Below are 12,122 nucleotides of genomic sequence, written 5' to 3'. Positions count from 1 at the left end.
CGGCTCTTTTTTTACTTTTTAAATCGTCCTTTGATCACATATTGACCACCTTTACGATGCTAAAGCGATTTGCTTCTAACCTGTTTGACAGCCAAGTCAAAGTTTCTGGCAAAGCTCTTTTGCATCGATGTAACATGAGCGTAGGTATTCAGTGTGATCGTAATATCAGCATATATCCCAGCGATTCGGGAGGCCAGATCCGCACGCAATCTTTTCTTTCCGCGTTCAATTTCACAAAACGTAGGGGTAATGTTTAACATTTTAGCGATGTGCGTCCCGTGTATGCCACGTTCTTTTCGGAGTTTTCGAATGTTATTATTCATTTCACATCTATTCTAATGGCCGAGAAAAAGCTGACGCCAAAGTTGTGAATCTACGGTAATCTGGTATTGAGCCATTTCAAAATCCCCTCTTCCTAGAATGGTGTGGGTAACTTCATTCTTATTGACTTAACTCTGTAAATATAGTAAACTGACAATTGGGAAAAAATTTTGAAATAAAGGAGTTGTTTGGGGATGACCTCTATTCGCAGCCAACCGGCCACGTTCCAACTGGTTTCCTATCAAGCCAATCAACGTACGACCCAGACCGAGCGCGTACTTTCCAGCAAAGAAGCAGGACTGGCAACAGGGGGAAGCGAAAAGGATTCGGCCGATGCCGTGCAGATCAGCAGACAGGCGCAAGCGCTCTATCAAGCCTCGCTGCTGGCGAAGCCGGATGCGGCAGAGGCAGTCGCGACTGCGACAGCCAAAGAAAACAAAGGAGATGAACTTCGCGGCAAAATTCTGAGTCAGGCCAAGCGCTGGGTGGGGAAAATCCCGTATGCTCAACCCGGTGCGGGTACAGTCAACCTAAACAAGGTGACACCCAAATCGATGGATTGCTCCGGTTTTACTTCGTCTGTATATTTGACGGAATTGAATATAAACATCGGCCGGACCACATCTGACCAGATCAAACGGGGCAGCGAAGTGACAAAAGGCAAAACACCTGATGAAACCAATTTGAAAATCGGGGATCTGATCTTCTTTGACTGGGATGAGGACAAAAAAGTGGATCATGTGGCGATGTACGCAGGAAAAGATACCAACGGCAATCATTTGTACATCCACGAAGGGGGAACCGGGTCATCCGCCAATGTCAGAATTGACAAGCTGGATTATATCTGGAGTAAAAACGTGATGAAAATCAAACGGATCATTCAGGATGATGGCAGCCTGACAAACTAGGGAGGTCAACTCATATGAAACGCAAACAATGGATCGGGGTCATGGCATGGTGCCTAGCGATAGGAGGGAGCAATCTGCTGACATATGTCTGGAGTCACACCCCGTCTCCCGTCGTACATGCGGATGCTCCGACTCCCTATGCGTCCAAGGAAAATATTCTGAAAATGAATGAATACATGGATGAGTCTGAACAGTATTATCGGCGTCTGTACCATTTCTACCAACAAAATGCTCCTGCACCTTTGGCAAAAAATGAAAAAATTCGGGTCGTTTACGAATTTGTCGAAAGCTACTTTCACCGTGACCCGAAGGAACTGCTGAAGTGGATCGAGGGAGACAAGGCAATGCAAAAGTGGAAACAACATCCTCGTCTGCAGAATACAAGCAATGACATCAGGCAAATCGTGTGTTACGATCCGGTACAACCACTGAAGGAATGCAGTCCGAATCAGGTTGAGGTCACCATTATTCGCAACAAGTTGCCCGAATTTGACCGGTTCAACGACTACGCCGACCGGATGGAACGATTTGATACCTATCGGGAGAAGTGGGTTCTCCAACTGAAAAAGAAGGGGAACACCTATAAAGTCATCGACTGGTCGATCCAGGCCAAATAGACACAGCGACCGGATGCCGGTGATTTTGTGGCCAGAGGATGAAGATATGGCTCGATCGGGAGAAATACGATCCCGACTTGTTCCAATCGCTGCTTATTCCATTTGACCCTGGACGGATACGAGCGTACCCAGTACCTAAGATTGTTGGAAGTCCGAAAAATGATTTCCCTGAGTGCATTGAGGGGGTGCGTGGCAGTAGCCGCAACCTCCTGTCTTTTTGTCGAAGACCGATTCTCGTACAAGCCTTTTTCAACATCCGAGGGACGCTTTAATGTTAATGCAAAATAGCTAAGAATATATCAAGACGCTTCATATATTTTTCAGAAGGCCGGTACTCATCATATTATCCTCGTGCTCAACCCAAAAATCTCTCCAAATTCTCTTTTGTTATATCCATGATACAGTCGAGCCTTCTTGATCCGCTGGCCTAGTGTATGTTCCGGAAGGTTCTCAAAACAACCAAGGTAAGCGATTGACACCCCCAAAGCTTTAGATCATCTTCTAAGATTAGGCGGGCTTACTGTTGACTTGTTCTGTTCGGCCAGACGAAGAGAACGGACACTGAGACCGGTTGCAGCAGCAAGATCGACAAGCAACATGTTTTTCGCTAAACGAGCACGTCTTATGCACCCACCGGGTGTATCATCTTCTGGCAATGCAGGTGACGTTGAAGTTTCCCTGTAAATCGCCAGTTCTAGGTGGTTATCTTCACGCGTGCCCCTGCGGATTTTTCGGCTCGCGGGAACAGCGGCAGTGTACCTGCACACCGCCGCAAATCCAGCGATACCGCGCCCGTTTGTCAGGGCCGCTGTTGGATCGGATCGACATCCACCTTGAGGTGCCGGGCGTAACCTTTGCGCTTTTACCACATTGACCACAATTTTGCCCACTAGCTTATTTTATTTCGTTTGCTGAAATAAAAGTGTAATGCAATCATGCTCAAAGTCCAACGAAAAATGCTGGGAACGGTCGGTTGTTGCCGGCATTTTTCTTTCTTTTTTCGGCCATACTAAACGTATGACCGACAAGAAAGGAGACGAAACAATGGAGAAGGAGCGTTATTTCCAAGCGGAAGCCGAGGGCGAACAGCCGGAGACAAAGACCGAGGAAGCAACCGCCGCCATCACCCAACTCGGGCAGACGAACGTTCCGCAAATGGAACTCGATACGAACATTCATTGCTTGACGATCGTCGGCCAAATTGAAGGCCATATTCAGCTGCCGCCGCAAAACAAAGCGACGAAATACGAGCATGTCATTCCGCAGATCGTCGCCATTGAGCAAAATCCGAAAATCGAAGGGCTGCTTGTCATTTTGAACACTGTTGGCGGCGATGTCGAAGCCGGGCTCGCCATCGCCGAAATGCTTGCGTCGCTGTCGAAACCGACCGTTTCCATCGTGCTTGGCGGCGGCCATTCGATCGGCGTGCCGATTGCCGTTTCGTGCGACCATTCGTTCATCACCGAGACGGCGACGATGACGATCCACCCGATCCGTCTGACCGGGCTTGTGATCGGGGTGCCGCAGACGTTTGAGTATTTGGATAAAATGCAGGAGCGCGTCGTCCGCTTCGTGACGAAACATTCGAAGATCAGTGAGGAAAAGTTTAAAGAGCTCATGTTTTCCAAAGGCAATTTGACGCGCGACATCGGCACGAACGTCGTCGGACCCGACGCCGTCCGGTACGGGCTGATCGACGAGGTGGGCGGCGTGTCGCAAGCGATGGCGAAGCTGCGCGAGCTGATTGAGATGAAAAAAAGCGGCGAAGGGAAGATCGTTCAATGATTTTGTATACGATGATGCCCGAGTATTTAGTGTTCCCCACCGACAGGGCGGCGTACGAAAAGCAGAAATTGGTGTATTATGACGGCATCCCGTTTCTTGTGCAAGCCACGGAAACCGGCGAGTATGAAATCGTGCAAAATTTAAGCACCAATCCTTACCACTTTTTAGAGGCGAAATACGCCCCGGGGGCCCGGTTTCCCGCTTCAGCGGCAACATCGTAATGAATTGTTTCGCCATTCATGGTATAATAGTAGACAAACAGAAAAAGCAGCCATTGTTGGCTGCTTTTTTCCGGCTTTGCCACTGAAAAGATGTTGGAGTGAACGACACATGGCGAAACGAAAGCGACGAAAAAAAGGAAAACGGCCAAAAGGGCAGTCATGGGTGGACACTGTTCGCTTTGAATTGATCGGCCTTAGCTTGCTCGCTGTGGCCGTGGTGGCGATAGCCCGCCTTGGGCTCGTTGGGGAAACGCTCGTGCTCATCAGCCGCTTTTTTTTCGGCGAATGGTACATGCTATTGTTGATCGGCCTTTTGGCGTTATCAGCGGCGCTTATCTGGCAGCGGCAGTGGCCGTCATGGACGAGCCGCCCGTTTGTCGGCGTGGCGGTCATCGCGGCGGCGCTCCTGCTTTTAAGCCATGACAGGCTGTTTGCGCTGATGTCGCGCCGCGGACAGTGGGATCCGAGCGTCATGCGGACGACGTGGGCTTTGTTTTGGAATGAAGCGAGCGGCAAGACGGCCGATGCCGATTTAGGCGGGGGGATGGTAGGCGCTCTGCTGTTTGCCGCCAGTTATCAGCTGTTTGATTCAACTGGGACGAAATGGATTTGTTTCCTCTTGTTTCTCATCGGTTTGATCATTCTTACCGGAAAGCCGCTGCGTGACACAGCCGGCCGATGGATCGAGCTTGCCGCATCGGTTGTTCGTCAAGAATGGCGGGCGTTTCTTGAGGATGTGAAGCAATGGCGGACGGGAAGGAAGGGCAAAGCGAACCGCAGCCAAAGCCGGCGGACGCGGCGCGCGGCCCGGCCTGAGGAGGAGCCGGCGGACGCGGCGGAGCTGGAAGAGGAAATGCTGTCTCCGCCCCCGATCATCTCCGATTTTGCCGCTGTCCGTTCGGCGGCTGAGCCGGAAGAGGAGAGCGAACGGGCGGAAGATGATGGGGACAGAGGGAAGCCGACGCCGCCGTTGGCTTTTTCCGCCCATGAAAATACGAACTACGACTTGCCGCCGCTCGATTTGCTCCGCTTGCCGAAACCGGCCGGGCAGTCGGCCGACCATGCCAACATTTACGCCAACGCCCGCAAACTGGAGAAAACGTTCCAAAGCTTTGGCGTCAAGGCGAAAGTGACGCAAGTGCATCTCGGCCCGGCGGTGACGAAGTACGAAGTGTATCCGGACGTCGGGGTGAAAGTGAGCAAAATCGTCAGCTTAAGCGACGATTTGGCGCTCGCGTTGGCGGCGAAAGACATCCGCATCGAGGCGCCGATTCCCGGCAAATCGGCGATCGGCATTGAAGTGCCGAACGAAGAAATCGCGACCGTCTCGCTGCGCGAGGTGCTGGAAGCCGTTGAGCATACCAAGGCGGAAGCGAAGCTTTTAATTCCGCTTGGCCGTGACATCTCCGGAGAAGTCGTGGCGGCGGAACTAAACAAAATGCCGCATTTATTAATCGCCGGCGCGACCGGCAGCGGCAAGAGCGTCTGCATCAACGGCATCATCGTCAGCCTGCTTATGCGCACGAAGCCACATGAAGTCAAGCTGATGATGATCGACCCGAAAATGGTCGAGCTGAGCGTGTATAACGGCATTCCTCATTTGCTGACGCCGGTCGTCACCGATGCGAAAAAAGCGGCCCAAGCGCTGAAAAAGGTCGTCCAAGAAATGGAGCGCCGCTACGAGCTGTTCTCCCACACCGGCACGCGCAACATTGAAGGGTATAACGAACAGATCCGCCAGCAGAACGAAACGGTGCCGGAACAGCAACCGCTCTTGCCGTACATCGTCGTGATCATCGACGAGCTAGCGGATTTAATGATGGTGGCGTCATCGGATGTAGAAGAAGCCATCACCCGCTTGGCGCAAATGGCACGGGCGGCCGGCATCCACTTGATTATCGCCACCCAGCGGCCATCGGTTGATGTCATCACCGGCGTCATTAAGGCGAACATCCCGTCGCGCATCGCCTTTAGCGTCTCATCGCAAATCGATTCGCGCACGATTTTGGACATGGGCGGAGCGGAAAAGCTGCTCGGGCGCGGCGACATGCTGTTTTTGCCGATGGGAGCTTCCAAACCGGTGCGCGTGCAAGGGGCGTTCGTTTCCGATCAAGAGGTCGAAGACGTTGTTCAGTACGTCATCGGCCAGCAGCGAGCGCAATACTATGAAGAAATGATGGTCGAGGACGGCGAGCCATCGGCCGGCGACCTTGATGACGACTTGTACGACGAGGCCGTCCGCTTGGTGGTCGAAATGCAGAGCGCGTCCGTTTCGATGCTGCAGCGCCGCTTCCGCATCGGCTACAACCGCGCCGCCCGCTTGATCGACGCCATGGAAGAGCGCGGCGTCGTCGGGCCGTATGAAGGAAGCAAACCGCGCGCGGTGCTGTGGTCGAAAGAGGACATCAAAAAGACATCCTAAACCGAATAAGGCGGGCAAAAATCAGCGCCGCCCGCCTTATGATGCATCTTATTGGAAGCGTTATCAAACCTGTTTCTTTTTCTTCGACAAAATTTGATATCGCCTATTTATTTGCCCAAGAAAACGTGATATAGTATTTTCGAAAAGGTTATATGTCTAATGTCAGAGGTCTGATCTTTAGCGGAAACGTGGAGGACATTGTCATGTCAATCAAAGCAGACAGCCGCCATCTGTATTTGCAAGTGATCGATCGCTTAAAACGGGATATCGAAACAGGCGTGTACAAAGAAAAGCAAAAACTGCCGTCTGAGTTTGAACTGGCCAAGCAGCTCGGAGTCAGCCGGGCGACGCTGCGCGAGGCGCTTCGGGTGCTCGAAGAAGAAAACGTCATCATTCGCCGCCATGGCGTCGGAACGTTTGTCAATGCTCGTCCGCTGTTTACGTCCGGCATCGAGCAGCTCTCAAGCGTGACCGATATGATCCGCCAAGCCGGACGCAAACCGGGGACGATTTTTTTATCCTCTTCGATTCAGCATCCGACCGAGGACGACATGCGCCGCTTTCAATGCGGGCCGGACGAGGGGTTATTGCTGATCGAGCGGGTGCGTACGGCCGATGGCGAACCGGTCGTTTACTGCATCGACAAAATTCTGTGCAAATATTTGCCAAGGGGCATTTCGTATGAGCAGGAATCGCTGTTTGAAAGCCTGCACAACCAAGCGCACCGCGACATCGCCTATGCGGTCGCGCGCATCGAGCCGCTCGGCTATCACGAAAAAGTGTCGCCGATTTTGCAATGCGATCCGGAAACGGCTTTGCTTGTTTTGAAACAAATGCATTTCGATAAAAACGACGAAGCCATCTTTTATTCGATCAACTATTTTCGCTCCGACAAATTCAGCTTCCATGTCATGCGGAAGCGGTTTGGCTTTTAAGGAGGTGAAAACGGGTACATAGAAGCAGAAAGGCAGTTCCATACTAAGTGAAGAAACCAATTTTTATGTAGGGGGTAAATGGATGATGAAAAAGCGGCTTGGTTTTCTAGTGTCAACGTTGTTTGCCGCCAGCACGATGCTCGCCGCCTGTGGCGGTCAAGGGGGAAATAATGCCGGGGGCAACGGAAAAGATACGTTCAGCGTCGCCATGGTCACCGACGTTGGCGGGATCGACGACAAATCGTTCAACCAGTCGGCTTGGGAAGGATTGCAAAAATTCGGCAAAGACAATGGGCTTGAAAAAGGCCGCGGCGGCTATGACTACTTGCAGTCATCGAGCGATTCCGACTACGCCACGAACTTAAACAAACTCGTGCGCAGCGATTTTGATTTGATTTACGGCATCGGCTACTTGATGGGCGACGCGGTGAAAGAAGTCGCCAAGCAAAACCCGAAAAACCATTTCGCCATCGTCGACACGGTGGTGAACGAGCCGAACGTCGCCAGCATCACGTTCAAAGAACATGAAGGTTCGTTCCTCGTCGGCGTGGTCGCCGGGTTGATGACGAAAACAAACAAAATCGGGTTTGTGGGCGGCATGGAAATTCCGCTGATCGAGAAATTTGAAAGCGGGTTCCGCGCCGGCGTCAAAGCCGTCAACCCGAAAGCGAAGGTGGAAGTGCAATACGCCGGGGGGTTCGACCAAGCGGACAAAGGGAAAGCGATCGCCTCGAGCATGTACGCGTCTGGCATCGATATCATCTACCATGCCTCTGGAGCGACCGGAAACGGCGTCTTCTCAGAAGCGAAAGACTTGAAGAAAAAAGATCCGAACCGTAAAATTTGGGTCATCGGCGTCGACAAAGACCAAGCGCCGGAAGGGGAAGTGAAAGTGGGCGACAAAACGTACAACGTCACGCTCACTTCGATGGTAAAACGCGTCGATGTGGCGGTGTATGACTTGGCGAAACAGGCGAAAGCCGGAAACTTCCCGGGCGGCAAAACGATCGAGTACGGATTGCCCGAAAACGGAATTCGCGTCGCTACGACTGGCGGCAACGTTCCGGAAAACGTTTTGAAAGCTGTTGATGAGTGGAAACAAAAAATAATTAAAGGTGAAGTGAAAGTCCCGACCAACCGGAAAGAGTATGAACAATTCGCTGCGACGATCAAGTGACGAACAACGGTAAAGAAGGCTAGTGCGTGCGCTAGCCTTTTTCAAAATCATGAAATGAAGGGCGGCCGTTCCGCTGCCGCCTCTCATTTTGTGATTTTGACCTTGCCGAAATGGGGAGTGAAGCGTTTGGAATACGTGATTGAAATGCTCAACATCCGCAAAGTGTTTGGCGCGTTTGTCGCCAACGACAACATTACGCTGCAAGTGAAAAAAGGGGAGATCCACGCCCTCCTTGGCGAAAACGGGGCCGGCAAGTCGACGCTCATGAACGTGCTGTTTGGCCTTTATCAGCCCGATGGCGGCGAAATCCGCGTCAAAGGGAAGCCGGTGCGCATCACCGACCCGAACGTCGCCAACGATCTCGGTATCGGCATGGTGCATCAACATTTTATGTTGGTCGATACGTTCACCGTCACCGAAAACATTATTTTAGGCAGCGAGCCGACGCGGGCGGGAACGATCGATATCAAGCGGGCCGAGCAGGAGGTGCGCGAGCTGTCGGAACGATACGGGCTTGCTGTTGATCCGACGGCGAAAGTCGCTGACATTTCGGTCGGCATGCAGCAGCGCGTGGAAATTTTAAAGACGCTCTATCGGGGCGCCGACATTTTGATTTTTGACGAACCGACAGCGGTGTTGACGCCGCAGGAAATTCGCGAGCTGATGGACATTATGCGCACCCTTGTCCGCGAGGGGAAATCGATTATTTTGATCACCCATAAGCTCAAGGAAATTATGGAAGTGTGCGACCGCGTCACCATCATCCGCCGCGGCAAAGGGATTGCGACGCTCAATGTAGCGGAGACGAACCCGAACGAACTGGCGGCGCTCATGGTCGGCCGCGAGGTGCAATTCACGACGGAAAAACGGCCGGCCGAACCGGGAACGCCGGTGCTTGAAATTGAAGGGTTGGTCGTCAAAGACGCCCGCGGGCTCGCCGCGGTCAATGGGTTGAATTTGACGGTGCACGGCGGTGAAATCGTCGGCATTGCCGGAGTCGACGGCAATGGGCAGACCGAGCTGATCGAAGCGATAACCGGCTTGATCAAAGCAGAATCCGGGACGATTCGGCTCAACGGCCGAGACATTACGAACTTGCCGCCGCGCCAAATCATCGAAGCCGGCGTCGGCCATATTCCGCAAGACCGGCATAAGCATGGGCTGGTGCTCGATTTTCCGATCGGCGAGAACATGGTGCTGCAGACGTATTACAAGCCGCCATACTCCAAGCGGGGCTTGTTGAACTTCACGGCGATTTATGAAAAAGCGCGCCAGCTCATCCGCGAGTTTGACGTGCGCACGCCGGATGAGTATACGAAAGCAAGGGCGTTGTCGGGTGGCAACCAGCAAAAAGCGATCATCGGCCGCGAAGTCGACCGCGATCCGGACTTGTTGATCGCCGCCCAGCCGACGAGGGGGCTTGACGTCGGAGCGATCGAGTTTATTCATAAACGGCTCATCGAACAGCGCGACCGCGGGAAAGCGGTGCTGCTCGTTTCGTTTGAGCTCGATGAAGTCATGAACGTCAGCGATCGGATCGCCGTCATTTACGAAGGAAAAATCGTCGCCATCGTCGATCCGAAAGCGACGACGGAGCAAGAGCTTGGGCTGTTGATGGCCGGAAGCAAACGGAAGGAAGCGGGTGTGTCGTCATGAAATCCAATCGCCTTCAACAACTTTTCATTCCCGTGCTGGCGGTCTTGCTTGGCATGATTGCCGGCTCGATCGTGATGCTCGCAAGCGGCTACAATCCGATCGCTGGCTTTTCCGCTCTCGTATACGGAGCGTTTGGCGATACGTACTATATCGGCGAAACGATCCGGCAGACGACGCCGTATATTTTGACCGGCTTGGCGGTCGCGTTCGCGTTTCGCACCGGCTTGTTTAATATCGGGGTCGAAGGGCAGCTGATCGTCGGCTGGCTCGCCGCCGTTTGGGTCGGGGTGTCGTTTGATTTGCCCAAAATCGTCCATTTGCCGCTCGCCATTTTGGCAGCCGCTGCGGCTGGGGCGTTGTGGGGCTTGCTTCCCGGCGTGTTAAAGGCCTATTTGAAAGTCCATGAAGTCATTATTACGATCATGATGAACTATATCGCCTTGCACGTCACGAACGCCATCATCCGCTCGGTGCTGTCGGATGAAGGATTCAAATCGGATCCGGTCAAGCCGAGCGCCTCGCTCCAGTCCGAGTTTTTCGGGGCGATCACGCACCACTCGACGATGCATTACGGCATTTTCATCGCCATCGCCGCGGCGTTCATCATGTGGTTTTTGTTGGAGCGGACAACGAAAGGGTTTGAGCTGCGCGCGGTCGGCTTCAATCAGCACGCGTCACAGTACGCCGGCATGAACGTGCGCGCCAACATCATTTTAGCCATGGTCATCTCCGGTGCTTTTGCCGGTGTCGCCGGGGCGATGGAAGGGCTTGGGACGTTTGGAAACATCTCTACGAAAGCCGGATTCACCGGCCTTGGGTTTGACGGCATTGCCGTCGCCTTAATCGGCGGCAACAACGCGTTTGGCATTTTGCTCTCTGCCTTGTTGTTTGGCGCCTTGAAAGTCGGGGCGCTGGAAATGCCGTCAAGCGCCGGCGTGCCGACTGAGCTCGTCGATATCATTATCGCGCTCATTATTTTCTTTGTCGCATCCAGCTACATGATCCGCTGGCTGTTATCTCGTGGACAAAAGGGGGCGGAGTAAGTGAGCGTGTACGATGTCTTGCAGACGATTATCCCGACGGCCATTTTCTTTGCGGCCCCCCTTATTTTCACCGCGCTTGGCGGCGTGTTCAGCGAACGGTCCGGCGTTGTGAACATCGGGCTGGAAGGGCTTATGACCATCGGCGCGTTTGTCGGGATTGTGTTTAATTTGACGTTTGCCGATCGATTGGGCGCATGGACACCATGGCTCGCCTTAGTGGCGGCCGTGATCGTCGGGGCTGTCTTTTCCTTGCTGCACGCTGTCGCGTCGGTGACGTTTCGCGCCGATCAAGTCGTCAGCGGGGTGGCGATCAACTTTTTGGCTCTCGGCTTGTCGTTGTTTTTGGTGAAAAAAATGTACGGCAAAGGACAAACCGACCAAATTCAAGTCGGATTTGACAAAATGGATGTGCCGGTATTAAGCGATATCCCGATCATTGGGCCGCTGTTGTTTTCCAACGCCTATGTGCCGTCGTACATTGCCATTGCTTTGGCGTTTGTATCATGGTATGTCATTTATAAAACGCCGTTTGGCCTGCGGCTGCGCGCGGTCGGCGAACATCCGATGGCGGCCGATACGATGGGGATTAACGTCGCCAAAATGCGCTATATCGCCGTCATGATCAGCGGGGCGCTCGGCGGGCTGGGCGGCGCGGTGTACGCGACGATCATCTCCCGCGACTTCAGCCATGCGACGATCTCGGGGCAAGGGTTTATGGCGCTCGCGGCGATGATTTTTGGCAAATGGCATCCGGTCGGGGCGATGGGGGCGGCGCTCTTTTTCGGCTTGGCGCAAAGTTTGAGCATCGTCGGCCAAACGATTCCGCTGTTGAAAAACGTGCCGACCGTTTACTTGCTTATCGCCCCTTACGTGCTTACCATTTTGGCGTTGGCCGGTTTCATCGGCCGGGCGGAAGCGCCCAAAGCGGCCGGCACGCCATACATTAAAGGAAAACGGTGACGAAAACGGCTGTCCGAACAACGGACGGCCGTTTTTGACTGGATGGAATGATTTGCATTTTTCGCTGGCCAAAAGGT

Annotated in this window: 10 protein-coding genes; all 10 read left to right on the top strand. The window is 53.3% G+C overall.

Annotation, left to right across the window (positions count from 1 at the left end; translation table 11 throughout):
• Positions 1 to 515 precede the first annotated feature (515 nt).
• Positions 516 to 1,229, top strand: a complete 714-nt coding sequence (locus NST29_RS11460; protein WP_033023126.1) for an NlpC/P60 family protein — start codon at positions 516 to 518, stop codon at positions 1,227 to 1,229.
• Positions 1,230 to 1,243: 14 nt separating this feature from the next.
• Complete coding sequence (locus NST29_RS11455; protein ID WP_033023127.1) at positions 1,244 to 1,846, top strand: hypothetical protein; 603 nt, start codon at positions 1,244 to 1,246, stop codon at positions 1,844 to 1,846.
• 1,044 nt (positions 1,847 to 2,890) lie between these two features.
• On the top strand, positions 2,891 to 3,631 hold the full coding sequence (locus NST29_RS11450; RefSeq protein WP_033023128.1) for a ClpP family protease: 741 nt from the start codon (positions 2,891 to 2,893) through the stop codon (positions 3,629 to 3,631).
• Positions 3,628 to 3,852 (top strand): YlzJ-like family protein, encoded by a 225-nt coding sequence (locus NST29_RS11445; protein WP_033023129.1) that lies wholly within the window; start codon positions 3,628 to 3,630, stop codon positions 3,850 to 3,852. Before NST29_RS11450 ends, NST29_RS11445 begins: the two co-directional genes overlap by 4 nt.
• A gap of 109 nt (positions 3,853 to 3,961) precedes the next feature.
• Positions 3,962 to 6,274: a DNA translocase FtsK gene (locus NST29_RS11440; RefSeq protein ID WP_033023131.1), complete on the top strand. Its 2,313-nt coding sequence runs from the start codon at positions 3,962 to 3,964 to the stop codon at positions 6,272 to 6,274.
• 203 nt (positions 6,275 to 6,477) lie between these two features.
• A complete protein-coding gene (locus NST29_RS11435) occupies positions 6,478 to 7,209 on the top strand; it encodes a GntR family transcriptional regulator (protein ID WP_033023133.1) in 732 nt (243 codons plus the stop codon).
• 85 nt (positions 7,210 to 7,294) lie between these two features.
• Positions 7,295 to 8,386, top strand: a complete 1,092-nt coding sequence (locus NST29_RS11430) for a BMP family protein (RefSeq protein WP_033023266.1) — start codon at positions 7,295 to 7,297, stop codon at positions 8,384 to 8,386.
• Positions 8,387 to 8,512: 126 nt separating this feature from the next.
• A complete protein-coding gene (locus tag NST29_RS11425; RefSeq protein ID WP_033023268.1) occupies positions 8,513 to 10,042 on the top strand; it encodes an ABC transporter ATP-binding protein in 1,530 nt (509 codons plus the stop codon).
• Complete coding sequence (locus tag NST29_RS11420) at positions 10,039 to 11,085, top strand: ABC transporter permease (RefSeq protein WP_033023135.1); 1,047 nt, start codon at positions 10,039 to 10,041, stop codon at positions 11,083 to 11,085. Before NST29_RS11425 ends, NST29_RS11420 begins: the two co-directional genes overlap by 4 nt.
• Positions 11,086 to 12,045: an ABC transporter permease gene (locus NST29_RS11415; protein ID WP_033023137.1), complete on the top strand. Its 960-nt coding sequence runs from the start codon at positions 11,086 to 11,088 to the stop codon at positions 12,043 to 12,045.
• The last annotated feature ends 77 nt before the right edge of the window (positions 12,046 to 12,122 follow it).

The organism is Geobacillus sp. FSL W8-0026, assembly GCF_037966255.1.
Taxonomy (GTDB): Bacteria; Bacillota; Bacilli; order Bacillales; family Anoxybacillaceae; genus Geobacillus; species Geobacillus icigianus.
Note: the sequence above shows the minus strand (reverse complement) of the source record. Positions and strands in the feature narration are given on the sequence as shown.

Coding starts and splice junctions, on each gene's coding strand:
- NST29_RS11460 (WP_033023126.1), top strand. CDS start 516: ATGACCTCTATTCGCAGCCAACCGGCCACGTTCCAACTGGTTTCCTAT.
- NST29_RS11455 (WP_033023127.1), top strand. CDS start 1,244: ATGAAACGCAAACAATGGATCGGGGTCATGGCATGGTGCCTAGCGATA.
- NST29_RS11450 (WP_033023128.1), top strand. CDS start 2,891: ATGGAGAAGGAGCGTTATTTCCAAGCGGAAGCCGAGGGCGAACAGCCG.
- NST29_RS11445 (WP_033023129.1), top strand. CDS start 3,628: ATGATTTTGTATACGATGATGCCCGAGTATTTAGTGTTCCCCACCGAC.
- NST29_RS11440 (WP_033023131.1), top strand. CDS start 3,962: ATGGCGAAACGAAAGCGACGAAAAAAAGGAAAACGGCCAAAAGGGCAG.
- NST29_RS11435 (WP_033023133.1), top strand. CDS start 6,478: ATGTCAATCAAAGCAGACAGCCGCCATCTGTATTTGCAAGTGATCGAT.
- NST29_RS11430 (WP_033023266.1), top strand. CDS start 7,295: ATGAAAAAGCGGCTTGGTTTTCTAGTGTCAACGTTGTTTGCCGCCAGC.
- NST29_RS11420 (WP_033023135.1), top strand. CDS start 10,039: ATGAAATCCAATCGCCTTCAACAACTTTTCATTCCCGTGCTGGCGGTC.